The sequence below is a fragment of the Gammaproteobacteria bacterium genome (genome assembly GCA_029862005.1).
In the GTDB taxonomy this organism is placed as follows: Bacteria; Pseudomonadota; Gammaproteobacteria.
Map to the genome: position 1 here is coordinate 143,174 of JAOTYD010000001.1, position 25,075 is coordinate 168,248.

At 54.4% G+C, this 25,075-nt stretch carries 30 protein-coding genes; 21 read left to right on the forward strand and 9 right to left on the reverse strand.

Going from position 1 to position 25,075, the window contains the following annotated elements:
* The first annotated feature begins 1 nt into the window (after position 1).
* Positions 2 to 958 carry an agmatinase gene (gene speB / locus OES20_00700; protein ID MDH3633198.1) on the forward strand — a complete coding sequence of 319 codons (957 nt, stop codon included), beginning with the start codon at positions 2 to 4 and terminating at the stop codon, positions 956 to 958.
* Positions 959 to 1,092: 134 nt separating this feature from the next.
* On the opposite strand, the gene bmt is transcribed toward speB, so the two are convergent.
* The 4 genes from bmt to OES20_00720 form a co-directional block, all read right to left on the reverse strand.
* On the reverse strand, positions 1,093 to 2,118 hold the full coding sequence (gene bmt, locus OES20_00705; protein MDH3633199.1) for a betaine--homocysteine S-methyltransferase: 1,026 nt from the start codon (positions 2,116 to 2,118) through the stop codon (positions 1,093 to 1,095).
* Positions 2,115 to 3,116: an octaprenyl diphosphate synthase gene (ispB, locus tag OES20_00710; protein MDH3633200.1), complete on the reverse strand. Its 1,002-nt coding sequence runs from the start codon at positions 3,114 to 3,116 to the stop codon at positions 2,115 to 2,117. The genes bmt and ispB overlap by 4 nt, the downstream gene beginning before the upstream one ends.
* Before the next feature lie 55 nt (positions 3,117 to 3,171).
* Positions 3,172 to 4,356: a sulfate adenylyltransferase gene (gene sat, locus OES20_00715; GenBank protein ID MDH3633201.1), complete on the reverse strand. Its 1,185-nt coding sequence runs from the start codon at positions 4,354 to 4,356 to the stop codon at positions 3,172 to 3,174.
* A 107-nt stretch (positions 4,357 to 4,463) separates the two neighbouring features.
* Positions 4,464 to 5,282: a zinc ABC transporter substrate-binding protein gene (locus OES20_00720; GenBank protein MDH3633202.1), complete on the reverse strand. Its 819-nt coding sequence runs from the start codon at positions 5,280 to 5,282 to the stop codon at positions 4,464 to 4,466.
* A 48-nt stretch (positions 5,283 to 5,330) separates the two neighbouring features.
* Between OES20_00720 and OES20_00725 the strand changes: the two genes are divergently transcribed.
* The 9 genes from OES20_00725 to OES20_00765 all read left to right on the forward strand — a co-directional run bounded on the left by OES20_00725 (position 5,331) and on the right by OES20_00765 (position 11,862).
* On the forward strand, positions 5,331 to 5,828 hold the full coding sequence (locus tag OES20_00725) for a transcriptional repressor (protein ID MDH3633203.1): 498 nt from the start codon (positions 5,331 to 5,333) through the stop codon (positions 5,826 to 5,828).
* Positions 5,818 to 6,570 (forward strand): ATP-binding cassette domain-containing protein, encoded by a 753-nt coding sequence (locus OES20_00730; protein ID MDH3633204.1) that lies wholly within the window; start codon positions 5,818 to 5,820, stop codon positions 6,568 to 6,570. The genes OES20_00725 and OES20_00730 overlap by 11 nt, the downstream gene beginning before the upstream one ends.
* Positions 6,563 to 7,375 (forward strand): metal ABC transporter permease, encoded by an 813-nt coding sequence (locus OES20_00735; GenBank protein MDH3633205.1) that lies wholly within the window; start codon positions 6,563 to 6,565, stop codon positions 7,373 to 7,375. Before OES20_00730 ends, OES20_00735 begins: the two co-directional genes overlap by 8 nt.
* A 379-nt stretch (positions 7,376 to 7,754) precedes the next feature.
* Positions 7,755 to 8,066, forward strand: a complete 312-nt coding sequence (rplU, locus tag OES20_00740) for a 50S ribosomal protein L21 (protein MDH3633206.1) — start codon at positions 7,755 to 7,757, stop codon at positions 8,064 to 8,066.
* Between the two features lie 10 nt (positions 8,067 to 8,076).
* On the forward strand, positions 8,077 to 8,331 hold the full coding sequence (gene rpmA / locus OES20_00745; protein MDH3633207.1) for a 50S ribosomal protein L27: 255 nt from the start codon (positions 8,077 to 8,079) through the stop codon (positions 8,329 to 8,331).
* A gap of 78 nt (positions 8,332 to 8,409) precedes the next feature.
* The gene (gene obgE / locus OES20_00750) at positions 8,410 to 9,429 is read left to right on the forward strand and encodes a GTPase ObgE (GenBank protein ID MDH3633208.1); all 1,020 of its coding nucleotides are present in this window, start codon (positions 8,410 to 8,412) and stop codon (positions 9,427 to 9,429) included.
* Positions 9,416 to 10,528 (forward strand): glutamate 5-kinase, encoded by a 1,113-nt coding sequence (gene proB, locus OES20_00755; GenBank protein ID MDH3633209.1) that lies wholly within the window; start codon positions 9,416 to 9,418, stop codon positions 10,526 to 10,528. Before obgE ends, proB begins: the two co-directional genes overlap by 14 nt.
* 3 nt (positions 10,529 to 10,531) lie before the next feature.
* Positions 10,532 to 11,065, forward strand: coding sequence for an NAD(P)H-dependent oxidoreductase (locus OES20_00760; protein ID MDH3633210.1), 534 nt, complete (start codon positions 10,532 to 10,534; stop codon positions 11,063 to 11,065).
* Positions 11,062 to 11,862 (forward strand): dioxygenase, encoded by an 801-nt coding sequence (locus OES20_00765; GenBank protein MDH3633211.1) that lies wholly within the window; start codon positions 11,062 to 11,064, stop codon positions 11,860 to 11,862. Before OES20_00760 ends, OES20_00765 begins: the two co-directional genes overlap by 4 nt.
* On the opposite strand, the gene OES20_00770 is transcribed toward OES20_00765, so the two are convergent.
* Positions 11,859 to 12,857: a DMT family transporter gene (locus OES20_00770; protein MDH3633212.1), complete on the reverse strand. Its 999-nt coding sequence runs from the start codon at positions 12,855 to 12,857 to the stop codon at positions 11,859 to 11,861. The two genes, OES20_00765 and OES20_00770, sit on opposite strands and share 4 nt — an antisense overlap.
* A gap of 118 nt (positions 12,858 to 12,975) precedes the next feature.
* Between OES20_00770 and OES20_00775 the strand changes: the two genes are divergently transcribed.
* Positions 12,976 to 13,836, forward strand: a complete 861-nt coding sequence (locus OES20_00775) for a LysR family transcriptional regulator (GenBank protein ID MDH3633213.1) — start codon at positions 12,976 to 12,978, stop codon at positions 13,834 to 13,836.
* A 95-nt stretch (positions 13,837 to 13,931) separates the two neighbouring features.
* Here the strand turns inward: OES20_00775 and OES20_00780 are convergent, their stop codons facing one another.
* Positions 13,932 to 14,102, reverse strand: a complete 171-nt coding sequence (locus OES20_00780) for a rubredoxin (GenBank protein MDH3633214.1) — start codon at positions 14,100 to 14,102, stop codon at positions 13,932 to 13,934.
* A 10-nt stretch (positions 14,103 to 14,112) separates the two neighbouring features.
* Positions 14,113 to 14,631, reverse strand: coding sequence for a gamma carbonic anhydrase family protein (locus OES20_00785; protein MDH3633215.1), 519 nt, complete (start codon positions 14,629 to 14,631; stop codon positions 14,113 to 14,115).
* A 94-nt stretch (positions 14,632 to 14,725) separates the two neighbouring features.
* Between OES20_00785 and ubiA the strand changes: the two genes are divergently transcribed.
* Positions 14,726 to 15,595: a 4-hydroxybenzoate octaprenyltransferase gene (gene ubiA / locus OES20_00790; protein MDH3633216.1), complete on the forward strand. Its 870-nt coding sequence runs from the start codon at positions 14,726 to 14,728 to the stop codon at positions 15,593 to 15,595.
* Positions 15,596 to 15,607: 12 nt separating this feature from the next.
* Here ubiA and OES20_00795 read toward each other — a convergent pair whose 3' ends face one another.
* On the reverse strand, positions 15,608 to 16,048 hold the full coding sequence (locus OES20_00795; protein ID MDH3633217.1) for a GAF domain-containing protein: 441 nt from the start codon (positions 16,046 to 16,048) through the stop codon (positions 15,608 to 15,610).
* Between the two features lie 249 nt (positions 16,049 to 16,297).
* Positions 16,298 to 17,209, reverse strand: a complete 912-nt coding sequence (locus OES20_00800; protein ID MDH3633218.1) for a LysR substrate-binding domain-containing protein — start codon at positions 17,207 to 17,209, stop codon at positions 16,298 to 16,300.
* A 108-nt stretch (positions 17,210 to 17,317) separates the two neighbouring features.
* Between OES20_00800 and OES20_00805 the strand changes: the two genes are divergently transcribed.
* The 9 genes from OES20_00805 (at position 17,318) to OES20_00845 (ending at position 25,060) form a co-directional block, all read left to right on the forward strand.
* Positions 17,318 to 18,457 carry an aromatic ring-hydroxylating dioxygenase subunit alpha gene (locus OES20_00805; GenBank protein MDH3633219.1) on the forward strand — a complete coding sequence of 380 codons (1,140 nt, stop codon included), beginning with the start codon at positions 17,318 to 17,320 and terminating at the stop codon, positions 18,455 to 18,457.
* Between the two features lie 200 nt (positions 18,458 to 18,657).
* Positions 18,658 to 19,785 (forward strand): hypothetical protein, encoded by a 1,128-nt coding sequence (locus OES20_00810; GenBank protein MDH3633220.1) that lies wholly within the window; start codon positions 18,658 to 18,660, stop codon positions 19,783 to 19,785.
* Between the two features lie 15 nt (positions 19,786 to 19,800).
* A complete protein-coding gene (locus tag OES20_00815) occupies positions 19,801 to 20,742 on the forward strand; it encodes a flavin reductase family protein (protein MDH3633221.1) in 942 nt (313 codons plus the stop codon).
* Between the two features lie 196 nt (positions 20,743 to 20,938).
* Positions 20,939 to 21,652, forward strand: coding sequence for a corrinoid protein (locus OES20_00820; GenBank protein ID MDH3633222.1), 714 nt, complete (start codon positions 20,939 to 20,941; stop codon positions 21,650 to 21,652).
* A 36-nt stretch (positions 21,653 to 21,688) separates the two neighbouring features.
* Positions 21,689 to 22,303 (forward strand): DUF1638 domain-containing protein, encoded by a 615-nt coding sequence (locus OES20_00825; protein ID MDH3633223.1) that lies wholly within the window; start codon positions 21,689 to 21,691, stop codon positions 22,301 to 22,303.
* Positions 22,291 to 22,605 (forward strand): virulence factor, encoded by a 315-nt coding sequence (locus OES20_00830; protein ID MDH3633224.1) that lies wholly within the window; start codon positions 22,291 to 22,293, stop codon positions 22,603 to 22,605. Before OES20_00825 ends, OES20_00830 begins: the two co-directional genes overlap by 13 nt.
* Positions 22,606 to 22,617: 12 nt before the next feature.
* A complete protein-coding gene (locus OES20_00835) occupies positions 22,618 to 23,088 on the forward strand; it encodes a methylenetetrahydrofolate reductase C-terminal domain-containing protein (GenBank protein ID MDH3633225.1) in 471 nt (156 codons plus the stop codon).
* Positions 23,085 to 24,092, forward strand: coding sequence for a methylenetetrahydrofolate reductase (locus tag OES20_00840; protein MDH3633226.1), 1,008 nt, complete (start codon positions 23,085 to 23,087; stop codon positions 24,090 to 24,092). The genes OES20_00835 and OES20_00840 overlap by 4 nt, the downstream gene beginning before the upstream one ends.
* A gap of 56 nt (positions 24,093 to 24,148) precedes the next feature.
* The gene (locus OES20_00845; GenBank protein MDH3633227.1) at positions 24,149 to 25,060 is read left to right on the forward strand and encodes a dihydropteroate synthase; all 912 of its coding nucleotides are present in this window, start codon (positions 24,149 to 24,151) and stop codon (positions 25,058 to 25,060) included.
* The last annotated feature ends 15 nt before the right edge of the window (positions 25,061 to 25,075 follow it).

The window sequence follows — 25,075 nt, forward strand, 5'->3', positions numbered from 1 at the left end:
CATGGGCGATAACAAATTCAACCAGCCCCTGGGTGGCAACGAAATGCCGCGTTTCGGCGGTATCGCGACGATGATGCGGTTGCCGCATTCACCTGATCCCGTCGGACTCGATGTCGGTTTTGTCGGCGTGCCTTTCGACATCGGAACTTCCAACCGCGCCGGTGCACGCTTCGGTCCCAGACAGATTCGCACCGAGTCCTGCCTGATCCGCCCCTACAATATGGCGACGCGTGCGGCCCCCTTCGATTCACTGCAGGTAGCCGACATCGGCGATATTGCGATCAACACCTTCAACCTTGAAAAATCGGTAGCGATTATCGAACAGGCCTACGATGAAATCCTGGCGGCCGATTGCAAGCCCATCACACTCGGTGGTGATCACACCATTTCGTTGCCGATACTGCGCTCATTTAACAACAAACACGGCCCCGTCGGTATTGTCCACGTCGACGCGCATGCCGATATAAATGACCATATGTTTGGTGAACCAATCGCGCACGGTACGCCGTTTCGACGTGCCATCGAGGAAGGCCTGATCGAGCCAACACGCATGGTTCAGATCGGACTGCGCGCCAGCGGTTACGAGGCGGATGATTTTGACTGGCCGCGGTCGCAGGGTGTGCGCGTGGTGCAGGCGGAGGAATGTTGGTACCAGTCGTTGGCTCCGCTGATGGCCGAAGTGCGCGAACAGCTGGGTGCCGGTCCGGTTTACCTGACATTTGATATCGATGGTCTTGACCCGGCCTATGCGCCCGGCACCGGAACCCCGGAGATAGGTGGTCTGACCGTGCACCAGGGACTAGAGATCGTCAGGGGCTGTCGAGGGCTCGATATTGTCGGTGCCGACCTGGTCGAAGTGGCACCTGCTTACGATACCTCGGGTAATACGGCGCTGGTGGCGGCCAACCTGCTGTTCGAAATGCTGTGCGTGTTCCCCGGTGTTGAATACCGCAGCTAGTCGCAGCTCTGCAAGAAACTGGCAATCGAAACTGCATTTTAGACTGTCATACCGCGGCTTGGTCTCGGTATCCACGGGAACAGTCGATATAGAAAACTGGGTCCCGCTATCAAGTCGCGAGACGACTATGGGATCTAGCGTCTTCTGCGGCGACGTGAACTGCCACGGGTTTGCACTTCGTGCTGGCCGCTGGCCTGGGCCTGTGCACCTTTAGTCACTGCGCCGAGCTCGCGTTCGACATCTTCAATGCTCGGCGCAGGGCCAGGAGCAGTGCTGTCCAGTGCATGACGCATTGCCGCCACGTGTTCAGCCGTGGTGCCGCAGCAGCCACCGACGATACGCGCCCCGGCATCGCGTGCCATGGTGGCATAACGCGCCATGATCTCGGGTGTGCCGTTGTAATGAATTTCGCCGTCGATAAATTCGGGGATTCCGCAGTTCGCCTTGGCCACGAGAATCGGGTCGCCACTGTCGGCGGGTTTGCTGGACTGCATGTTCAGGATCGTTGCAACCACTTCGGATGCGCCAATACCACAGTTGGTACCGCAGGCGTGCACGCCCAGGCGCTGGTGCAACGCCATCACATCGGAGGCGCCAACGCCCATCATGGTGCGGCCATTGGTGTCGAAGCTCATCGTGAAAATGATCGGTAATGCGGTTTGCTGTGCGCCCTGTACCGCGTACTCGACTTCCTCCTGCGACGACATGGTTTCGATCCAGATCACATCGGCACCACCCTGCTCCAGCGCCAGTGCCTGCTCGGCAAACGCGGTAATGGCATCTTCGGCCTGCAAATCACCCAGCGGTGCGAGAATTTCGCCGGTTGGACCGATCGAACCTGCCACCACGATTTCGCGGCTGCAGCATTCGACAACTTCACGCAGTATCTCCGCTGCAGCGATATTTAACTCGGCCACTCGAGATTCGGCCTGGTGCAGTTTCAGGCGGTAACGGGTGCCGCCGAAACTATTGGTCAGTATCAGGTCGGACCCGGCGTCGATGAATGACTGGTAATGTGTTGCTACCCGGTCGGGGAAGTCGATGTTCCATAATTCCGGAGCATCCCCGCTTTGCAGACCCATGCCAAAGAACGTCGTGCCGGTGGCGCCGTCGGCAAGCAAGGTAGCCTTTTCGCCGAGTAGTTTATCGATCCGATTCAACAGCGTCTTTCAACCGCGTAGTCCGCCAGGAAAATCAATGCCTGTTTATACGGGCTCTGTTCGAGATCGGCAATTTGGCGCTTAGCCTGGTCAGCTTCCGATTGAGCCTTTCCGATGGTGTATTCAAGGGCACCGGTATCCTTAATCGCCTGCAGGATATCTGGGAAACGCTCGGCCTTGCCATTTTCGATCGCATCCCGGATCAATTTTTTTTGTGAAGCGTTGCCAACTTCCATGGCGCGAATCAATGGCAGGGTCGGCTTGCCCTCGGCCAGGTCATCGCCGACGTTTTTGCCGAGCTCATCGCTTTGCGCTGAGTAATCGAGTGCATCGTCGATCAGCTGAAATGCCATGCCCAGATGCTTGCCGTAGGTCTGCAGCGCATGCTCCTGCTCCGCAGGTGCGTCACCGAGCAGGGCGCCAATACGTGCCGCGGCCTCGAACAGACAAGCGGTCTTGGCGTAGATCACCTCTTGGTACTTGGCTTCGTCGGTATCGGGATTCCGGATATTAAGCAGCTGTAACACCTCTCCCTGGGCGATGGTATTGGTCGTGTTTGCCAGCAAATCCATGATCGTCATGGACTGCGCGCGCACCATCATCTGGAATGCGCGTGAATACAGGTAATCTCCGACCAGCACGGCGGCCTCGTTTCCCCAGATAGCGCTGGCCGCTTCCTTGCCGCGACGCATATCCGAATCATCGACAACATCGTCGTGCAGCAGGGTTGCGGTGTGAATAAACTCGATGACCGCGGCCAGCAGTGCGTCCTGTTCCCCCGAGTACCGACAGGCTTTCGCAGAAAGAATAACCAGCATCGGGCGCAGGCGTTTGCCGCCGCTTAGAATAATGTGCTGGCTAAGCTGGTTGATCAGTGCCACCTGCGATGCGAGGTTGTCGGTGATCACCTGGTTTACCCGCAGCATATCGCTATCGGTCAGATTTTTTAGGTCCTCCAGTGTGAACGACTGATTCGATGTAAATGCGGCTTCAGACATAGTGCGGAGTATCGCAAAGACACTGCTTGCGATCTAGCATAAGCGCAGGTTTTATTTAGAGAGACTGGTAGTAATCGATCAGGATTTTGGCGACTTCGGGGCGAGAAAACTCCTTAGGTGGTGCGATTCCCTCGCTCAACATTTCGCGCACCCGAGTGCCGGAAAGCAGGACAAAATCGTCTTTGCTGTGATCGGGTGCCTCGTTCATCATCACCACGCGATTCAGCTTTTTCGACCACGCGGTATGGTCGGCGCGGAAAATTTCTATTTCGAGCGCGTCCTCAGGAACCTCGGTGTCAAATATCGTTTGCGCATCGAAGGCGCCGTAGTAATCACCGACACCGGCATGATCACGCCCAATGATGAAATGGCTCGCGCCCATGTTCTGGCGGAAATAGGCGTGTAACACCGCTTCGCGCGGGCCGGCGTAGAGCATATCGAATCCGTAACCGGTAACGATTGCGCTGTTTTCCGGAAAGTAAAGTCGCACCATGGTGCGAATCGCGTCGTCGCGGACGTCGGCAGGAATATCACCCGTTTTGAGTTTACCCAGTAGCATATGGATCACGAGCCCGTCACAGTCGAGACGCTTCATCGCCATGTGGCACAATTCTTCATGCGCCAGGTGCATAGGGTTGCGCGTCTGGAATGCGACCACGCGTTTCCAGCCGCGGCGCTCGATTTCCTCGCGAATCTGCACCGCAGTCCTGAAGGTATCGGGGAAGTCGGTTTCGAAATAACTGAAATTGAGCACCTGGATCGGGCCGCTGATCGCATAGTGTCCGTGACTGTTGAATGCTGCTACACCGGGATGGTCATTGTCAGTGGTGCGATAGACTTTTTCAGTCATCAGCGCCATCTGCTCATCGTTGACCAGCTCGATCGCTTCAACCTGTTGAATGGCAATGACCGGATTGCCGTCAACGTTCGGGTCACGCAACGCGATCCTGTCGGCGTCCTCGATATCGGCGATCGATTCCACCAGGTTCAGGATCGGCACCGGAAAGAAGCGCCCATCGACGGTATGCATACGCTCGGCAGCGCTGAGCGCATCGGCCAGGTTCATGTATCCAGTCAACGGGGTAAAATAGCCACCTCCGAGCATGACCGCGTTGGCGGCTGCAGCCGAACTGATTTCCACCGAAGGCAGCTGTCGGGCCTCCTCGATGAGTGCGTTGCGCTGCGTTTCGTCAGAAACGTACAGGGGTTTAAGGCTATCTGTGCCGACTGGGTTGGTCATGGGGATTTTTTTAATAATTTTGATATAGCGAAATGTAACGACTGCCGACGCAGTTCGCAATCGAATCTGGTTTTAGGTGTATTCAGAGGGTTTATTAGCGTTGTTCGCTAGAGGCATCCCAGTAGAGCCATGTTGAGTTGTTCGAGGCGTTGCACGGTCGGTGGCATCTGCTGGCCGTCTGTTTTTACAAGCAACACGTTAACGATCTCCAATTGGTATTTTTGTGCGAGGCTTTGTGCGAGCGGTGATGCGGGATATTCCAGAGTTAATAAACAGGCCGCCGGGCTCGAATCAAGCTGGTTTTCGATTCGCTCGAGGTCCTTGAAGCCTCCGTGGCTATCGTGTTGATCGTGAATGGTTGCGATTGCCCTGAGATCCATGTCTGCTTCAAAATGGTTTGTAAAAGCATGATCGGCGATAAAGCGCGGATACTTATCTTGCCATTTAGCCTGTGTATCCTGGCGCCAGCGTGCTATCGCATTGGCCAGCTCGTTAGCACTCAGCCTGTATTGTGCCTGGTGCTTTGGATCCAGTTCCATCAGAGCGGTTGCGATGATTTCTATGCTGCGCAGTAACTGCTTCGGTGAATACCAGATGTGACCATCTCCGTTGTTGATGCCAAGTTCAGGTATCAGTTCAAGCGGGCGCGTCGAGCCTGGCAGAATTTCCGGCAATCGGTTAAATCCGGCTTCAAATTGACTTCCGATCCAGATCACCAGGTCAGCCTGTTGCAGCAGGCGCATATGTGAAGGCCTGAAGGCGAAGTGATGCGTGGAAATCGGGTCCTCGATAATTAAATCCGGCTCTGCAATGCCCTTCATTATTGACGCTGTCAGTTCTTGCAGCGGTACAATCGAGGTAACCACGCGGGGAGCCGCGGACACGGCAGCCGATTGCAGGCATAACAGCAGAATAATAAGACGCATGCGGCAGGAATGGTGGTGAAAGTTATAGTTACGTTATAATATAACATTATGTCCGCAAAAACTAAGTATCCCGATATCGCTTTTCGCAAGCACGACCATCGCCGCTGTCAGCGCCAGTTATTGTCCGAAGCCAGGCAGCTGTGTGATTTGCGCAAGCTGCGCCTGACGTCCCGGCGTCGGCAAGTGCTGGAAATCCTGCTCGTCAGTCACCAGCCCATGGGAGCTTACGATATCCTGGCAGAGCTTAACCGCGCTCATCCCGCCGAAAGAATTGCACCGCCCATCGTTTATCGCGCACTGGAGTTCCTGATGTCCGAAGGATTAATTCATCGGATCGAGAGTCTCAACGCGTTTATCTCCTGTGTGCATCCGGGGCATGAATGTACCGCTCAATTCCTGATCTGTCGGGATTGCGAGCAGGTGGCTGAACTCGAGAGCAGTAATCCCCCCTTGCTGATTGAAGCCAGTAACCTCGGATTTGCGGTAGACCACTCGGTGGTTGAGATTACCGGCGTGTGTGCGGAGTGTCGGAAACATGCAGGTTGAGTTATTGCTGCGTGCAAGCAATCTCAATTACGTGCAGGGTAAACGGCAGATCCTTGATGACATCAGCTTCGAACTGCGGCGCGCGGAGATCACTACGATCATCGGTCCGAACGGTGCCGGCAAGACCACGTTGACGAATATCGTTACCGGCCTGATTGACGATTTCGAGGGTGTAATAGAACGCGCACCTGATTTACGGATTGGCTACCTGCCGCAAAAAGTTTATGTCAATACGTTAATGCCGCTCAGCGTGAGACGCTTAATGCAATTAACTCATAACGCTAGCGAAAGCGAGATCGATCAGGCGTTGTCGCAGACCGAAGTAGCTTACCTGAAGCAGCGCCAGGTGCGTTCGTTATCCGAGGGCGAGTTAAAACGAGTATTGCTGGCCCGCACGACCCTCGGACAACCTGACATGCTCGTACTGGACGAGCCGACTGCGGGTGTCGACGTCAGCGGAGAGATCAGAATGTACCAGTTGATCGTTGAACTGCGCTCCCAACTGCAGTGCGCAGTGTTACTGGTGTCGCATGACCTGCACCTGGTGATGTCGCAAACCGACCAGGTGTTGTGCCTGAATCAGCACCTGTGCTGCTCCGGGTTGCCCGAATCGGTTAGCCAGCATCCGGAATACCTGGCGCTGTTCGGGCAGCAGGCTTCAGATTCAATTGCGATCTACGCGCATCATCACGACCACGAGCACGATGTCGACGTTGAGTCGGCGGGGCATCGTCATGACTGAGTGGCTCGACGATTTCATGGTGCGCGCCGTGATTGCCGGCCTCATCATGGTTACGATTGCGGCGCCCATGGGATGCCTGATGGTATGGCAGCGACTGGCATTCCTCAGTGATACCCTGGGACATGCCGCGGTCATGGGCGTAGGTCTTGGCCTGTTGCTGCAGGTGCAGCCGATTTTTGGTGTACTGGCGGTCGCCTTGTTGATCGTGTATTTGCTGAGCCGGGTAACCAGTTTCAATACCGCGCTTTCCGAGACCACGCTCGCAATCATTTCCCATACAGGACTTGCAGGCGGCATTATCCTGGTGGGCTTGTTGCCGGCAAATACTGTTAATCTCGAGGCGATACTGTTTGGCGACCTGCTCGCTACAACGACCACCGATTTGGCGACATTACTGATAACGACTGTACTGTTGTTGTTTGTGTTGCTGCACCACTGGCGAGGGTTTGTCGCGGTCTCGGTTAGTCGCGAAATGGCCCAGGCCGAGGGCATCGAGGTGCGCAAGGTCCAGTTCCTGATGTACATCATGATTGCGCTGCTGGTCGCGGTGATGATGAAGGTTATGGGTGTGCTGCTGATTGCAGCAATGCTGGTCATACCGACCACCAGTGCCCGCCTGCTCAGTCGCAGCCCGGAACAAATGGTATTGGTCAGTGCGCTTTACGGCCTTGGCGCGCTTGTCGGCGGTATCAGCGGCTCGTTCCATTTCGACTGGCAGACCGGTCCCGCTATCGTCGTCAGCGCTACCGCGTTACTGCTGGTGACGCTCGCCGTCACCCGCAGCTTCAAGCCTTATTTCAATTAGTCCCTCCGATTTGGCGCGGGCATCGTAAATTGTTTGCGAGAACGCCGTGAATACTTCCATGTAGGCTCGCGCGCAACATCCCTGTTGCGCAGCGTCTCGCAAACAATTTACGATGCCCGCGCCTTTACAACTAGCGAACCCAGGCCCTCCCCGGATTATGTTCGCAAAAGTGTAGCGCGGCAGGGATGCCGCGCTCCAAGCAATTCCATGGATGGACCAACCGGCGCTTGCGCCGGTTGGGAGCGTCTTTTGCGAACATAATCCGGGGAGGGCAAGGTGCCTGGATCAATTTGTGACGGCGAGGGGTCTAAGGCATTGACCTGCGGGCTGGCAGCCGCTAGAATTCGCCACCTTTTTCAGTATTGCATCGGAGCCACACATGTACGCTGTCATCGCCACCGGCGGAAAACAGTACAAGGTAACCAAGGGTGAAACCCTGCGTGTCGAAAAGCTCGACGGCGAGGAAGGATCGACCGTCAAGCTCGACAAGGTATTGATGGTTGCCGACGGCGACAAGGTTTCCGTGGGAACCCCGACTCTAGACAAGGCATCCGTGACGGCAAAGATCATGGCACAGGGTCGTGGCGACAAGATCGAAATTATCAAATTCCGCCGCCGCAAGCATTCGCGTACCCAGGCAGGGCACCGTCAAAGCTATACTGAAATCGAAGTAACCGATATCAAGGCATAGGTTCTAAAGCATGGCACACAAGAAAGCAGCGGGCAGCACCCGCAACGGTCGCGATTCCGAATCCAAACGGCTCGGCGTGAAGAAGTTCGGTGGTGAAGCAGTTATTCCGGGTAACATCCTGGTCCGTCAGCGTGGCACCAAGTTTCATCCTGGTATCAATGTCGGTTGTGGCAAGGACCATACCCTGTATGCAAAGGCAGAAGGCAAGGTCGAATTCAGGGTCAAGGGGCCGCGCAACCGCACTTTCGTCAGTGTGGTGAGCTAGCCGGAATCCTGGTCCTAAACGAACTCTGAAAGCCTCGCCTCGCGGGGCTTTTTTATTTCCCGATGGTATGATCCCGCGATGAAATTTATCGATGAAGCCAATATTTTCGTCAAGGCTGGCAATGGCGGTAACGGCATTGTCAGCTTTCGGCGCGAAAAATATATTCCGATGGGCGGACCGGACGGCGGTGATGGTGGTGACGGTGGTTCGGTATATGTAATCGGCTCAAACGATTTGAATACCCTCGCTGATTTTCGTCATACCCGCCGCTTTGTTGCCAGGCGGGGTGCCAACGGGCGGGGCAAAAACTGCACCGGTGCCAAGGGTGAAGATGTCATTATCGAAGTACCACTCGGTACCGTGATAACCACGCTGGATCAGGGTGAGTTGATCGCCGATGTCACATCGCTGACGGAACCGGTACTGATTGCGCGCGGTGGTTTCCACGGCCTGGGCAACACGCGCTACAAAAGCTCGACTAATCGCGCGCCGCGTCATTGCACTAATGGCAGCCCGGGCGAGCAGTTCGATCTCAAGCTCGAACTCAAGGTCATTGCCGACGTTGGCCTGCTCGGTATGCCCAACGCGGGCAAATCGACCTTTATCCGCGCCGTGTCGGCGGCAAGGCCCAGGGTGGCCGATTACCCGTTTACCACTTTGCATCCAAACCTGGGCGTGGTCAGTGTCGGTACCCACCGCAGTTTCGTGGTGGCGGATATCCCGGGGCTCATCGAAGGTGCGGCCGACGGTGTTGGCCTTGGGATACGGTTCTTGAAACATTTACAGCGAACCCGTCTACTACTGCATATAATCGACGTCTTGCCGGACCCTGGTGCAGATACTGCGGTTGAGTCGGCAAGCAAGATACTGCGAGAGTTGAAACGCTATGATGAAGCGCTTTATCACAAGCCGCGCTGGCTGGTGTTGAACAAGCTTGATCTGTTAACCGACGAGGAACGCGAAAACGTGTGCGCTGGCATAACCGCCGGGCTCGAATGGTCAGGGCCGGTGTATGCAATTAGTGCGATCAATCGGCAGGGTGTCGAGCCACTTTGCAGCGATATTATGAGTTTCCTTGAAAACAATGAATCGATATAAAAAAGCTGTCGTCAAGATTGGTTCCGCGCTGATCACGGCGGGCGGTAAGGGACTGGATCGGCAGATGATCGGCGCCTGGGCGGATCAAATGGCGCAGTTGCGTGCCGAGGGGGTCGACGTGGTACTGGTCTCCTCGGGTTCGATCGCCGAAGGTATCACCCGCCTCGGATTAAAATCCCGGCCCCGCAGTATTTCGGAGCTGCAGGCCACCGCGGCGGTCGGGCAGATGGGACTGGTGCAGGCCTACGAGGCATGCTTCCAGGAACACGGAATCAATAGCGCGCAAATCCTGCTGACTCATGCCGATTTATCGAACCGGCAGCGCTACCTGAATGCCCGCACCACGTTGCGCACGCTACTTGAATTCGGCACGGTGCCGGTGGTTAACGAAAATGACAGCGTCTCCAACGAAGAAATTCGTTTTGGCGATAACGATACCCTGGGCGCCCTGGTTGCGAACCTGATCGAAGCCGACTTATTGATTATTCTGACGGACCAGCGGGGTTTGTTTGATGACAATCCCATTGATAATCCACAGGCAAAACTGATTGAACGAGCAGATGCGCAAGATCCCAAATTAGTTGAATACGCGGGGCCCAGCAGCAGCCAGCTAGGTCGAGGCGGCATGCAGACCAAGGTCAGCGCGGCGCAACTCGCCGCACGGTCGGGTACGCACACTGTCATCGCTTCAGGTAAAACTGATAATATAATTACTCGAATCGTCCAGGGTGAAGCCCTGGGTAGCTTCCTGGAAGCGAGTGAAGGCCATCTAGTCGCGCGCAAGCAATGGCTCGCCGGGCACATGCGTTGCGCCGGTGAGCTGCGCCTCGATGACGGTGCCGTTGATGTGCTGGTGAACAAGAATGCGAGCCTGCTGCCGATCGGCGTCAAGGCCGTCAGAGGTGTATTCAATCGCGGTGAAGTGGTTGCCTGCCTTGCGCCAGACGGTACCGAGGTCGCGCGTGGCCTGGTGAACTATCCTTCCGATGAATGCAAGCAAATCATCGGTAAGGCCAGTAATCAAATTCCGGAAATTCTCGGCTACCAGGATGATCCCGAATTAATCAATCGTGAAAACCTGATTCTGATGAAGGTCTGATCAATGAAAAAAGTTATCGCTTTTGGTGCCAGTAACAGCAGTCGTTCGATCAATAAAAAACTGGTGACCTATGCCATTTCGTTACTCGACGATGTCGACGTGGAAGTGCTCGATTTGAACGATTACGAAATGCCGTTATTCAGCGTCGATCGTGAAGACGTATTGGGTCAGCCGGATCTGGCGAAGGCGTTTTTACAGAAGATTGCTGACTGCGATGGGCTCATTATTTCCTTTGCCGAGAACAACGGTACCTACAGTGCCGCCTACAAGAACCTCTATGACTGGGTTTCACGCATACAGCCCAAGGTTTACCGGGACAAGCCGATGGTGCTGCTGTCTACTTCACCGGGTGGTCGTGGCGGTAAATCGGTGCTCGAGCTGGCCTTGAGTCAGATACCCCGCTTCGGTGGACTGGTAAAGGCGAGTGTTGCGGTGCCCTCGTTCGGAGAAAATTTCGATATCGAGGCGGGTGTAATCACCAACGACGAAATTGCAGGGCAGATTCACGCGGCGATTAGCCGACTTTTTGCAGAATGAGTAACGGCACCACCATTCTCTATATTCCGCACGGCGGGGGACCGTTACCGTTACTCGATGATCCAGGTCACGCCAATCTGGAGCGATTTCTGCGCACCCACCCGGCAGCCATCGGTACACCTGATGCCATCGTTGTCATCAGCGCGCACTGGGAAGAGACCGTAATTGCGATTACCGCTGCATCAAAGCCGGAATTGTTGTTCGACTATCACGGATTTCCTGCCGAAACCTACGAGTACCAGTACCCGGCGCCCGGTCATCCCGAGCTTGCCGAACGGATTCAGGGATTATTGCGGCGGGCGGGAATTGATTCGCGTCTCGATCATCAGCGTGGTTTCGACCACGGCATGTTTGTACCGTTATTGCTGATGTATCCCGAGGCCAATATTCCGTGTATCCAGGTCTCACTTGCCGCGAGTCTCGATGCGGCCGAGCATGTCGGTATCGGCAAGGCACTGGCAGCATTGAAAACTGAAAATCTGCTGGTTCTGGGTTCCGGATTTTCGTTTCATAACATGAAGGCCTTGATGAGCAAGCGCGATGACTCTATTGACCCGCGTAACCAGGAATTTGAAAACTGGCTGGCCGAAACCTGCAGCGCTCCCGACCTGTCCGCTGGCGAGCGGGAGCAGCGTCTGATTGATTGGGAATCGGCACCGCATGCGCGCTACTGTCATCCGCGCGAGGAACATTTGTTGCCATTACAGGTATGCTATGGCATCGGTCAGGGTGCGGCGAAGCGGGTTTTCCAGGAGCCGGTCGCCGGATTTATCGCCAGCGCCTACCAGTGGGATTAATTCGGATTCTGCTGCGGCAATTCGGCAGCCTGAACCGGTAACAGCACGGTTTCGTTGTGCTCGATCTGGCGCTCGCGGTACCAGATGTAAAGACTGCTGGAGATCAGCACGAGAATGCCGATAACCGTCGTTGATCCCGGCACTTCGTCCCAGAACAGGTACCCAAAGACTACGGCCCAGACGATGTAGGTGAATTCAAAGGGCGCGATTGCACTCGCCTCCGATGAGCAATAGGCACGGGACAGGCAGTAAAATCCGACCGCGGCTATTACTCCGATTACCAGCATTAACATGAAATCGACATCAGTCGGCATGACCCATTCTCGTCCAAAAAAAGCCAGCGAGGGATGGCTCGACGGAATCGACATAATCCCGCTGACCAGCAGCAGGCTCAGGATTCCGCTGGCAATGGAAAAAACCAGTATCGCGTTGAAGGCGATGGTCATGGGGTGGTCGTGGTTGCCGAGAAAACGAGTGAGGATGGTTTGCGAGGCGTAAGTTATGGCTGCGGTAAACGCGAAAACGACCGCGAGTGAATTGAATTCACCGCGCGGTGATAAAATTATCAGCACGCCAACAAAACCGACCACGACTGCGCTCCAACGCCGCAAGCCGACTTTTTCACCGAGTATCAGCGCCGACATCGCGGTGACAAACAGGGGCATCGTAAACGTTATCGAAACCACCTCGGCCAATGGCATCGCCGCAACCGCGAGGTAGTAGGTGGTGTAGGAACTGAACCCGAGCAAACCTCTTGCCACCATTAAACCCGGGCGACGCGATTTCAGCGTAATGGTTTCACGCGCGAGCTTGATCATTAACAGCAACAGGCCGAGCGCGATCATCCCGCGCACGAAAACGATTTGCAAGACCGAGTAATGATCACTGAAGTACTTGATGATGATGTCCTGAATTGAAAACAGGAACAGCCCGACAACCAGGACAATGGCTGCATTGGTCGCATTGGGGACGGCAATTGCCGGATTGGCGCTCATACTATTCCGCGGATTCGATTTGACGAAGTAGTCTAGTGGCTCGAGAGTATTTGAAAAGTGAATTTTTATGGTTAGTATTATCGATAAATTCGATAGCCCTTAACATTAGGAGTCGCGCTTGAAAATCGATCACATTCGCACTTTCCTCGAGATCTCGGATTGCGGAAATTTTAATCGCGCTGCCGAGAATCTGCACGTCACGCAGTCCACCGTCAGCGCCCGCGTCAAGGCCATGGAAGAGCGATTTGGCAGAACGCTGTTTACACGGGGTCATTCCGGGGTTGAACTGACTTCTGCCGGTCAGCATTTTCGCGAGTATGCACTCAATATTCAGCGACTCTGGCAGCAGGCGCAGCAGCGGGTATCGCTGCCCGAAAATTTCAGCCATGGCATTGGTCTCGGGTCCCAGGTCAGCCTGTGGGATAGCCTGATACTGCGGTGGATACCGTGGATGCGGCAAAACGCCAACGATATCGCGATTCATGTCGAAGCCGACTACTCACCGAGCCTGATGCGCCAACTCTCCGACGGACTGCTGGATATTGGCGTCATGTATAACCCGCGTCAGACCCCCGGACTCGTAGTCGAGGATCTGCTCGAGGAAACCCTGTTGCTGGTAGCAACGAATCCGCGCGAAATGGTGGATGGCTGGGTCGAGGACTACGTTTTCGTTGACTGGGGTGAAGAGTTCCGTCGCCTTCACGGCGAGGCCTTCCCCGATATGGACACGCCCGCGATTTCGGTGGGGCTTGGTTCGCTCGGGCTCGAGTATATAAGGCAAAACGGTGGCTCGGGTTACTTCCCGATGCGCGTGGTGCAGCCGTTTATCGATACAAAGGAACTATTCCTGGTGCAGGGTGCGCCCGAGATGAAGCGCCCGGCCTACATGGTTTACCCAGAAGTGGCACGTTTCCAGGAAACCCTCGACCTGGCCTTAGCCGGGTTACGCGAGATCGCGAGCCAATGGGAAGCTGGGTGAGGGGGAATCTAAAAAATACAGCTTGATCGTAAGATTCCGGCGGTCCGATGCATCGGTAACCCTCGCGGGTTTCCGGGATGATTAGAGATGGAGCCTTAAGTCTCCATCTCTATCATTTCGAAATCGTCCTTGCCCATACCACAGTCCGGGCATATCCAGTCATCGGGAACATCATCCCAGCGCGTACCGGGAGCTATACCGTCTTCTGGCCAGCCCTCGCCCTCGTCATAGATAAACCCGCACACGATGCATTCCCAGCGCTTCATCGAACAAACCTCAGTAATTTTCAGTTAGCAGCCTGTAGTGCTCGGCGACGTAAGACAGATACTCGATTTCACGCTCGCTGAGTTCCCGTTTACGTGTTACCGGATTACCGAGGTAAAGAAATCCGGATTCGAGAACCTTGCCCGGCGGCACCAGGCTGCCGGAGCCGATCATGACGCGGTCTTCGATTACCGCGTTATCGACGATAATCGAACCCATGCCGACCAGGCACTGGTTGCCTATTCGGCAGCCGTGCAAAAGGACCTTGTGCCCGATCGTAACCTCGTTGCCGATATGTAATTCGGCACCATCGGGACTGTATTCACCGTGGTGGGTAACATGCAGCACGCTACCATCCTGGATATTGGTGTTATTACCGATACGGATTTTATTGATATCTCCCCGGATCACGGTCAACGGCCAAACCGAGCAGTTTTCACCGATTACGACATCCCCGATGACAACCGCGGTTTCATCGATATAGCTGTTTGCTCCAATAGTCGGGGTCGTATCCTTGAAACTGCGAATCATTGTTTCGCCCTGCTGAAAGAAACGCGTATAGTAACGATTTTTTCGCGACACGCATCGATTTTTGGTGAAAATTAAAGGGCTGACAATACCTGACCTGCCGCCCGCGCTTGGCACACGGCTAAGCCTCTACGCCCAGTTAATACGCTTTGAAAAACCCATTGGATTTTACCTGGTGCTGTGGCCGACGCTGTGGGCGCTTGCAGTGGCTGGTCAAGGCTCACCGGATGGCTGGATTCTGTTCGTGTTTGTATTCGGGTGTTTTCTGATGCGCTCGGCGGGCTGCGCGATCAATGACTTCGCCGACCGTGATTTTGATCGCCACGTGAAACGCACCCGGGAACGTCCGTTAACCAGCAGGAAAATCACACCAAAAGAGGTGCTTGCGGTATTCACTGTACTGGCCCTGGTTGCCTTTCTGCTGGTATTGAGCCTGAACCGGCTAACGATACTGCTTTCCTTCGGGGGAATTCTGCTAGCCGTGAGTTATCCTTTCATGAAGCGTTTACATTACTTGCCCCAGGTCCACCTGGGGGCCGCCTTTGGCTGGGCGATTCCAATGGCCTTCGCGGCGCAAACCGGGGCGGTGCCGAAGGAGGCGTGGCTGTTGTTCGTGGCGAACATCGTATGGGCCGTTGCTTACGATACGATGTACAGCATGGTGGATCGCGAAGATGACCTGAAACTTGGTGTCAAGTCGACGGCGATCCTGTTTGGCGCGTATGACCGCTCCATGACGGCCATTTTTCAACTGTTATTTTTACTGGCCCTGGTGCTGGTCGGTATGGAGCTCGAATTTAACCTGGTTTACTACCTGGGGCTCGGCGTCGCAACACTGTTCATGGCTTACGAACAATTCCTGATAGCCGATCGGGCACCGGCACATTATTTTTCTGCTTTTCTGCACAACCACTGGGTCGGCGCTGCGGTTTTCGCCGGCATCATGGGGCACTATTACTCGCTTTAGGCCGTTGGAAGCTTAGCCGGTTGAGGCGATGAGCTCCGAGAGTTCCGCGGCCAGCGATTTGATCCGGTCAGCGTCCTGCTCGTCAAACGCTCCGTCACGCTGGGCCATGCTGCTGAAATCGACGCAGCCCCAGGGCTTGCCGTTGACAAGGATTGGCGCACCGATATAGCACTCGATGGGTAGCGACCGATATAGAGGATGGTGTGTTGTCTTTGCCGAGTTGTCGATATGGTTTTTGACAACGGGTAGCTGATTTTCAAATACTTCTCGACTGAAGGTCTCGCCAAGCGCGTATATTTCTCCGGGTATGTAAGCGCCCGAGTTGGACTGCACCGCGAAGATTTCGTAATTATTATTATCGATTCGTGCGACTACCCCGAGCGTCGTCGATAGTTCACGGTTGCCTTTTGCTAACAGGCTGTTGACACGATCCTTGAATTGAGTGTTCTGCATTAAGACGACAGTTTCCGGGGGCTGAACAACCTATATTAGTAGTCAGTCCGGCTAACACTAATTGTAAAATTCTATTCACGAAATTGGGTAAACGGCATGTATTTGGGTGCAAATGGCACCTTTTATTGGCATGGTTAATAAATACTTATGGGAGATTCTTGATGTTGATTGATAAATGTAATCCAACCCGGGACAGGTTATGCGATTAAATTATTAATTTTTAAATATTGTAAGGGCATTTAGTGTTCTCTAGAGTTCGATGACCGGACCAATTTGTTGCACCAGCCAGTCACGAAAGCGTACCACGTTGACATCATTTTCCAGGTTTTCGCGGCATATACAGTAGTATCCCAGATCGGTCTTGAGTGACTGTTTTATCGGACGCACCAATCGGTTGGTTGCGACGAGCTCGTCCACCAGGTATCCCCAGCCCAGTGCTACACCATGTCCGGCGCAGGCAGCGTCGATGACCAGCGGGTAACTGTTTAGTTGCAGGTTACGATTGCCAAGCGGTTGATCGATATTGTTGCCTCCGAACCATAAACGCCAGTTCATCCAGTTCCAGTGGCTGTCGGCAAGATCGATCAACTGCGTCTGCAGCAGCCAGCTTACCCAGTCCTGTTGTGCTAGCTCGTAGTCAAACCCGGGACTGCATATCGGAAATACTTCCTCGTCGAACAGCTTTACGCTTTGAAACCCTGGCCACAGGCCGTCACCGTGCAAAACGGCCACTTGTACCTCGCTGCCGAGGCTCTCGTTGTAGTCATCTGAGGCGATAATGCGTAGCGTAACCGCCGGCATCAATTGCCGCAGTTGCGTGAGTCGTGGGCTTAACCATTGCGTGGCGAAGGACTGGTCGCAGCCGATGACCAGTTGCTGCGCGAATTCGACATTCTGGATATCCATCGTCGCACCGGCGAGTTGCTTCAGTATCGCGACCACTGTGTGCTGGTATTCACGCCCCTCGTTGGTTAATTGCACCGCACGATGCGAACGCGTGAACAGCTTGACCTGTAAACTGTCCTCGAGGCTTCGAATCTGCTGACTGATCGCGGCCTGTGATAAATGTAACTCCTCGGCGGCCCGCGTGAAGCTGAGCAGGCGTGCAGCTGCTTCGAAAGCAATCAACGGGTCAAGCGGTGGCAGGCGATTTTTTAACATCGATCAATAAGATTTCATTATCCATCTTAATAAATATTGACCATTTGAACCAGCTTATTCATTAGTTTAAATTATAGAATTCGAAAGAATCGTATCCCGGAGACAGACATGAGTGTTACTGCCCTGAAAAAGCGAGTCGACGATCTGCCGTTTAATCGCAATCCCGAAAAGTCTTTCACGATAGCGGCGCGTTATTACCTCGACGACACGGTGATGGAACAGGAAAAGGAAGCTGTTTTCTATCGCAATTGGTGGTATGCCGGACACCAGAGTCAGTTGGTGGAATCGGGTTGTTACCTGACGGTACAGGTTTGTGATCAGAACATTATCGTTATCCGTGATCGCAACGGTGAACTCAATGCGTATTTCAACGTGTGTCAGCATCGCGGTCACGAGTTGTTGACCGGCAGCGGCAAGGTGCGCACGATTACCTGCCCGTATCATGCCTGGTCCTATGGTCTCGATGGCGAACTCAAGGTCGCGCGTAATACCGAGAAGATGATCGATTTTGACAAATGCCAGTTTGCGCTGAAACCGGTGCAGGTCGAAGTATTTTGCGGACTGGTATTTGTCAATCTCGATCTTGATGCTGCCCCGCTTAAGCAACAGGCGGCGGATCTGGAAACCGAAATTCGTGCATTTTGTCCACGCGTCGATGAGGTTGTCTTTGCGCAACGTGACCGGTTCGAAGTTGCGAGCAACTGGAAGGTACTGGTCGATAATTTCCTCGAATGCTATCACTGCCATCCGGCGCACAAGGATTTTGTAAACCTGGTCGATATGAAGAGCTATACCACCACGGTGCACGATATCTACTCGAGCCATGTGTCCGATGCTGCCGCCACGACAGAGAGCAGCGCCTATCACTTCGAAAAAGGTGAGGTCGATTTTGGCTATGCCGGATTTTTCTTATGGCCTAACCAGACGATCTGGATCTACCCGGGTGAACCCAATATTTCGGTCTTGCAAATGATACCGGACGGGGTCGGACGCACCATCGAATACCAGGACTGGTACCTGCCGAATCCACAACCGAGCCAGCAGCAACTCGATGCGATGGACTACCAGCGCGACGTATTGCAACCTGAAGACGTTGGTCTTTGTGAAAGTGTTTACCGGGGATTGCAATCGAAAGGCTATAACCAGGGGCGCTTCGTGGTGGATCCCGAGCGCAGTGAATTATCCGAGCACGCGGTGCATCATTTCCAGCAGCTTTACCTCGAAGCGATGGGTGTCAGCCTGGATTAGTCCGCCATTCGCCATCCCACGCAGGGCTGAGACGCCGAGCAAGTCCCTCCCAGCTTAGTCATGTCATCCCGCGGTTTAACCGCGGGATCCAGGCTAAACTCTTCCATGAAGTTATCTTAACAAGCCCGTTTGCAATGGTTGGTGAGCGGCGTAACATTGACTGAATGATGAATTTGAAGCGCTATATTCCAGACCACGCAGTGACGACAGTACCGGCGCTCGCGCTATTGGTTGCGCTGTACTACTTCCTGTCACCCGACGATCCCGCGGATAGTGGAATCGAGTCCACTTCGAGTGTCCCCGCTTATTACGATCACTGGCAGCGTGGCACCGAAGTCGACGAGTTTGACATCGATGCCGAACTGTCGCGGCTCGAACTCGATGATGTCAAACGTGACCGCTTGATTCGCGATTTATTGCACCAGGGGAAATTCAAGCAGGCACGCACCCAGTTACTTGAAGTGGCAGCAGCGTCGATATTGCAGGATGATCAAACCCGGTTGGGCGATACCCTGCAGTTACTCGGTGAAGTCGCGATCAATCAGCAGGAATTATCGACCGCCGAGATTTATCTGCAGGAAGCGCTTTACCTGGCCATGTCGCAAGATAATGTTGTCGGTACCGCGCGCTGTTACCAGTTACTTGGACAATTGAATATCCGTGCACGCGAATTGGCGCGACGCGCAGCCAACACCTATGACGAGCTTTGGCAGGCGCGTAACTCGATAGCGCGCGGGTTCTACCACGGAGTAAACGAAAATCTGCAACAGGTCATTCAGGATAACCTTGAAATCAAGCGCTTCGGTGCCGCTGCCGATGCCTGGGAAGCACTGGCTTCGCTACACGACAAGGTTCACGATGACTACCAGGCGCAACAGGCACGTATCGAAGCGGCCAGGTTGTTTGCCTCAACCGGTCAAATGAGCCATGTGCACCGTTTGATGGACGGTCTGGATCGCAGTTTGATTAGTGATGCCGATTTGGGTGATATCGAGAACGAAATCGAGGGTTTGTTCCAGCAACACCAGCAGGACCTGATAAAAACCTCGCAGGCGCGTGATTACCAGATGCTCTATCATCACTACCTGCGCATAGGCCAGCTTGAGCGCGCCTGGAAGTTCAGAATCAAGTCCAGCGAAACTCTCGCCAATACCAGTGACCGTTCGATGTATCAGCGCCAGGCCGATGTTATCGCGGTGCTTTACAATTCTAATTTCGCGATGGACAGGGCCAAGCGCTATCTCGACCAGGCCGGCAAAATTTACGATGACAGTGACTTGCCAGATGGGCTCGAAAAAACCCGGGAAATGGAAGCGCTGATCTATTAGCCGGAACTCCACCGTATGACCAATAATCAAGAAGCCGAAATCGACGCCCGTGATCTGCGATGCGCATTCGGACATTTCGCCACGGGCGTTACCGTGGTAACTACGCTTGATACAACCGGCGCTCCCTGTGGTTTCACCGCCAATTCGTTCACCTCAGTTTCCATTGATCCACCCCTGCTATTGGTCAATATAGCGAGGTCAGCCTACGGATGTGATGCATTCACCGGGTCGCACGGATTTGCCGTCAACATTCTTGCCGCCAACCAGCGCGACCTGTCGAATCGCTTTGCGAGGGCGGGTACCGATAAATTCGCCAACCAGGATTGGCATGCCGAGATTACCGGTTCGCCGATAATCGAAGGAGTTGTAGCCTGGTTTGATTGTGAGCATTTCGAGCAGGTCGAGGCGGGCGATCACATCATTTTGATTGGCAGGGTGTTGCAGTACGCTTATAACACGCATGCGCCGCTCGGTTTTTGTCGCGGCGCCTATGTTTCATTCGGCATGACACCGGGCATGCTGCAGCTGGTTTCATCTCCGGGTAGTCTGCGGGTTGGCGCCATCATAGAGTCCAACGGTAAGATATTGCTGGAGCGCAATCATGAAACCGGTCAGTTACACCTGCCCGCGTCTGAATCGGTAGGCGATGTCGCAACGCCCGGCAGCCTGCTCGCCAAGCTCGCTTCTGCAGGCATCGAGGTTGATTTACCGTTTATCTATGCGGCTTACCATGAAGATTCACAGCGCTTTGTTTATTACCTCGGCGAATTGTTATCGATAGATGATGCGGTTGAAACCAGCACCATGTGTTTTTACGAGTTTGATAACATCACCTGGGAGGAAATTAGCGATAGCGCGATTATCGCGATGCTCGAACGTTTTATCCGTGAAAAGAGGCTCGGGAACTACAGTATTTATATCGGCGATCGAGCACAGGGTGAGGTTCACCCCGCTTAACCCGGTTTGAGTCTCTAAAATATATAGCGTGTTGTGCAGAAAACTAACTAATAATCAACAATATCCGCACCCCCTGGCAGTGTCGCGTTAAGGCAATGTGAAGTCGCTGCAGTGTTAGCTCAACTGCCAGTTAGAACCTATTCTCAGTAGCTTAACTGCCTGCCTGGGCGGTTATTGAACGCGTGAGGTTTTTTTAATGACAGATTACGATGACGACGACTACGACGAAGAAGACGATCTCGATTTAAGCACTCTGCCCGATGATGAACTGGTCGAGCAAATGCATGACGATTTGTACAACGGCCTCAAGGAAGAAATAGCCGAGGGTACCGAGATTCTGCTCGAACGTGGTTGGGATGCCAACAAGGTTTTGAACGAAGCCCTGGTTGCGGGTATGACGATCGTCGGCATCGACTTCCGTGACGGCATTTTGTTCGTGCCGGAAGTCTTGATGTCAGCCAACGCGATGAAAGCCGGTATGGCGCTCCTCAAGCCTCTGCTGTCGCAATCGGACGAACCCACCGCCGGTAAGATGGTCATCGGTACTGTCAAGGGCGATATCCACGACATCGGAAAAAACCTGGTATGCATGATGATGGAAGGTGCCGGCTTCGAGGTTGTCGATCTGGGCATCAATACGCCGGTTGAAGATTACCTGGCCGCGCTCGAGGAGCATAAGCCCGAGATTCTCGGCATGTCGGCACTGTTGACTACTACCATGCCTTACATGAAAGTCGTCATCGATACCATGAAGGAGCAGGGAATCCGTGATGATTACATCATCCTCGTGGGTGGCGCGCCACTGAACCAGGAATTCGGTGAAGCCATCGGTGCCGATGCCTACTGTCGTGATGCAGCGGTTGCGGCCGATACCGCCAAGCAGCTCGTTGCCGAAAAGCGGGCCGGCTAGGGGCGTCGGGCCAGGCTGCCGGAGTGTTAGCGCGGGATGAAAAAATCAGACTCGATACTGGTAATCACCTGTGCTGCGATCGCGCGCGAAGTCAATGAAATAAAGAAACTCGGGCAGTGGTCGCAAATGGATCTGCAGGCTATCACCGCCGACCTGCATGCCCGACCCGAAAAAATCCCGGCCGCGGTTGCCGACAAGATTGACCGTGCGCGCGACCAGTATGACCATATATTTGTTGCCTATGGTGATTGCGGAACCAGCGGCGAACTCGACCGGGTGCTTGAGGCGAAGGGTGTCAAGCGTTTGCCGGGCGCGCACTGTTACGATTTTCTTGCCGGACGCAAAAACTACGAGCAAATGCAGGAACAGGAACCAGGCACTTTTTACCTGACCGACTTCCTGGCGCAGCATTTTCAACGTTTGGTGATCGAGATACTGGGCATCGATCGCCATCCCGAATTACTGGAGATGTACTTCGGCAATTACACGCGCCTGGTTTACCTGGCGCAGACGGATTCGGGCGAGTTGACGAAGCTGGCGCGCGCTGCGGCCGATCAGCTGGGTTTGCGTTTCGAGCGCAAGTTCACCGGCATGGGTGAAATGGTGCCGGAACTGGATGCGGCGATGCAGGAGGCAATGTGGGGCAGATAAAAATTGTCTACTGGCGCGATATTCCCGGACAGGTCGTGGTTCGTGAAGGACGACGCAGTAAGCGGTTGCGGCTGCCGCTGCGATTCATGAAAGCGATCGAGCGCGCCGGGTATCGTCTCAGGAAAAAACAGCAGGATGCATTATTCGAGCCCTGGCACGATGTTACCCAGTCTTTTGAAGGTGACATCAATGAGCAGGCAGCGCAATTGGTACGACAGCTGGAGGAACGTTACACGGATGACGTTCTGGAAACTTTAATTCGAGCCAGCGGCGTTGACGAAACCCGTAGCCGAAACGCATGATCGGAGTAATCCTTGTATAGATTTCGTCAATGGTCGGTTAAGCATTCGAGAAAACTGGAAGCGGTTTATCGAAACTTTGAACCGGTTTTGATCAAGCTGCACCCGATATTCAAGACGCTTGGTTACGGGCGGCTTGAGAAACCGGTGCGTGTCCTCGAGAAAACGGTAAAGGGATTAATGTTCGATTGCCAGATGTGCGGTAAATGCGCGCTTAGCGCCACCGGCATGTCCTGTCCGATGAACTGCCCGAAATCGATTCGTAATGGTCCCTGTGGTGGTGTGAGGCTCAATGGTCACTGTGAAATCAAACCCGAAATGCGCTGTGTCTGGGTAGATGCCTGGCAGGGCAGTAAGCAAATGCGGGATTCGCAGGCAATCCAGCAGGTGCAGATACCCGTCAACCATTTGCTCAAAGGCAGTTCGTCGTGGTTGCGCGTGGTACGCGACGTGTATGACGCACGTGAAAAAGAGACCGTCCAATGACCGTAACTCGCGAACCGCATTCTGGAAATCCACTGCCGCAAAAAGAAGGTCATGTTTCGACCGGCCGGCTCGAGCGGGTTTTGCGTTCCGGGAAATTCGTGGTTACCGCCGAACTGGCACCACCGGATTCCGCGCTGGCCGAAGACGTTTACGAACGCGCGCGTCTGTTTGACGGGTACGTCGATGGAATGAATGCGACCGATGGGTCGGGGGCGCACTGCCATATGTCCAGTGTTGCAATGTGTGCATTGCTCACCAATGTCGGCTACTCGCCCGTGTTGCAGATATCCTGTCGTGACAAGAATCGCATTGCGATCCAGGGAGATGTGCTCGGGGCCGCGGCGATGGGTGTTTCCAATGTCCTGTGTTTGAGCGGAGACGGGGTTCAGGTTGGCGATCATCCGGAAGCCAAGCCGGTATTCGATCTCGACAGCATGTCGCTGCTTGAAACCATTCGCATCATGCGCGACGAATCGCGCTTCCTGAGCGGCCGGTCAATTACGTCACCACCACAACTGTTTCTCGGCGCGGCGGAGAATCCGAGCGCCCCTCCGTTTGATTTAAGGCCTTATCGGCTGGCCAAGAAGATAGCCGCGGGTGCCCAGTTTATTCAGACACAGTATGTTTTTGATATCGATCATTTGCGTGCCTTCATGGCAAAGTCGCATGACCTCGGATTGCTCGAGCAGTGTTTCATTATTCCGGGCGTGGGACCTCTGGCCTCGGCCCGCACCGCGCTGTGGATTCGCAACAACGTACCCGGCATCCATATCCCGGATGCAATCATAAAGCGGCTCGAGGGAGCGCAGGAACCGAAGAAAGAAGGCCGCAAAATCTGCATCGAGCTGATTCAGCAGATCAAGGAGATCGAAGGTGTCAGCGGCGTGCATGTGATGGCCTACCGCCAGGAAGAAGCGGTCGGTGAAATCATTCAACAGTCTGGCGTGCTTGATGGGCGAGTCCCGTGGTACCCGGGTTGTGAGGTTCAGTCCAATTCTGCCTGAATCCGGGTTCGAATCGGTTCAAGAGTCAGAGAAGTTGATATTTTGAGGATATAACAATGACAGAAACGGTTGTCAGTTCAGCTACCAGAGAATTAGTGATTGGCTTTGAGCGTCCGTTCGTACTGATCGGCGAGCGCATCAATCCAACCGGCCGTAAAATCATGGCCGACGAGATGAAGAATGGCGATTACAGCCGTGTACAAAGCGATGCCCTCGCCCAGGTTGCGGCGGGCGCACATATGCTTGACGTCAACGCTGGTATCCCGTTGGCGGACGAGCCGCGCATTCTGGCCGAATCGATACAACTGGTGCAGAGCCTTACCGACGTACCGCTCAGTATCGACTCGTCCATCATCGATGCGCTTGAAGCCGGGCTCGCCGTCTACCAGGGCAAGGCGCTGGTTAATTCGGTGACCGGTGAAGACGAGAGCCTGGAACGGGTTCTGCCGCTGGTCAAGAAGCACGGGGCCGCGGTGGTCGCAATTTCGAACGACGAAACCGGTATTTCGGAAGATATCGACGTGCGTTATAGCGTCGCCAAAAAAATTGTTGAACGTGCCGCTGATCATGGCATTGCAGCCAGCGACGTTGTGGTCGATCCGCTGGTTATGCCGATCGGCGCGATCAACAGTGCCGGACGCGAGGTGCTCAGGTTGATCCACCGCTTGCGTACCGAACTCAAGGTCAACACGACCTGTGGTGCGTCCAACGTCAGCTTCGGATTGCCCAATCGCAATGGTTTCAACGGTGCATTTATCAGCATGGCGATCCAGGCCGGGATGACTTCGGCAATTACCAATCCGTTGCATGCCGAAGTCGTCGCAGCGAGTCTGGGCGCCGATGTCATGCTCGGTAAGGACCCGGATTGCGCACGCTGGATCAAACATTTTCGTGAGCCTGCACCCGAGGGTAGTATGGTTCGCGGAACCGGTCGTCGTGGCGGACGTCGACGGCGCTCGGTCGCCTGAGTTGATTCTCTGAAC

Coding starts and splice junctions, on each gene's coding strand:
- OES20_00845 (MDH3633227.1), top strand. CDS start 24,149: ATGACAGAAACGGTTGTCAGTTCAGCTACCAGAGAATTAGTGATTGGC.
- OES20_00765 (MDH3633211.1), top strand. CDS start 11,062: ATGAGTAACGGCACCACCATTCTCTATATTCCGCACGGCGGGGGACCG.
- OES20_00785 (MDH3633215.1), bottom strand. CDS start 14,631: ATGATTCGCAGTTTCAAGGATACGACCCCGACTATTGGAGCAAACAGC.
- OES20_00720 (MDH3633202.1), bottom strand. CDS start 5,282: ATGCGTCTTATTATTCTGCTGTTATGCCTGCAATCGGCTGCCGTGTCC.
- OES20_00730 (MDH3633204.1), top strand. CDS start 5,818: ATGCAGGTTGAGTTATTGCTGCGTGCAAGCAATCTCAATTACGTGCAG.
- sat (MDH3633201.1), bottom strand. CDS start 4,356: ATGACCAACCCAGTCGGCACAGATAGCCTTAAACCCCTGTACGTTTCT.
- rpmA (MDH3633207.1), top strand. CDS start 8,077: ATGGCACACAAGAAAGCAGCGGGCAGCACCCGCAACGGTCGCGATTCC.
- OES20_00735 (MDH3633205.1), top strand. CDS start 6,563: ATGACTGAGTGGCTCGACGATTTCATGGTGCGCGCCGTGATTGCCGGC.
- OES20_00815 (MDH3633221.1), top strand. CDS start 19,801: ATGACCAATAATCAAGAAGCCGAAATCGACGCCCGTGATCTGCGATGC.
- OES20_00805 (MDH3633219.1), top strand. CDS start 17,318: ATGAGTGTTACTGCCCTGAAAAAGCGAGTCGACGATCTGCCGTTTAAT.
- OES20_00795 (MDH3633217.1), bottom strand. CDS start 16,048: ATGCAGAACACTCAATTCAAGGATCGTGTCAACAGCCTGTTAGCAAAA.
- proB (MDH3633209.1), top strand. CDS start 9,416: ATGAATCGATATAAAAAAGCTGTCGTCAAGATTGGTTCCGCGCTGATC.
- OES20_00820 (MDH3633222.1), top strand. CDS start 20,939: ATGACAGATTACGATGACGACGACTACGACGAAGAAGACGATCTCGAT.
- OES20_00770 (MDH3633212.1), bottom strand. CDS start 12,857: ATGAGCGCCAATCCGGCAATTGCCGTCCCCAATGCGACCAATGCAGCC.
- OES20_00800 (MDH3633218.1), bottom strand. CDS start 17,209: ATGTTAAAAAATCGCCTGCCACCGCTTGACCCGTTGATTGCTTTCGAA.
- OES20_00840 (MDH3633226.1), top strand. CDS start 23,085: ATGACCGTAACTCGCGAACCGCATTCTGGAAATCCACTGCCGCAAAAA.
- speB (MDH3633198.1), top strand. CDS start 2: ATGGGCGATAACAAATTCAACCAGCCCCTGGGTGGCAACGAAATGCCG.
- obgE (MDH3633208.1), top strand. CDS start 8,410: ATGAAATTTATCGATGAAGCCAATATTTTCGTCAAGGCTGGCAATGGC.
- ispB (MDH3633200.1), bottom strand. CDS start 3,116: ATGTCTGAAGCCGCATTTACATCGAATCAGTCGTTCACACTGGAGGAC.
- OES20_00760 (MDH3633210.1), top strand. CDS start 10,532: ATGAAAAAAGTTATCGCTTTTGGTGCCAGTAACAGCAGTCGTTCGATC.
- OES20_00825 (MDH3633223.1), top strand. CDS start 21,689: ATGAAAAAATCAGACTCGATACTGGTAATCACCTGTGCTGCGATCGCG.
- rplU (MDH3633206.1), top strand. CDS start 7,755: ATGTACGCTGTCATCGCCACCGGCGGAAAACAGTACAAGGTAACCAAG.
- OES20_00725 (MDH3633203.1), top strand. CDS start 5,331: ATGTCCGCAAAAACTAAGTATCCCGATATCGCTTTTCGCAAGCACGAC.
- OES20_00780 (MDH3633214.1), bottom strand. CDS start 14,102: ATGAAGCGCTGGGAATGCATCGTGTGCGGGTTTATCTATGACGAGGGC.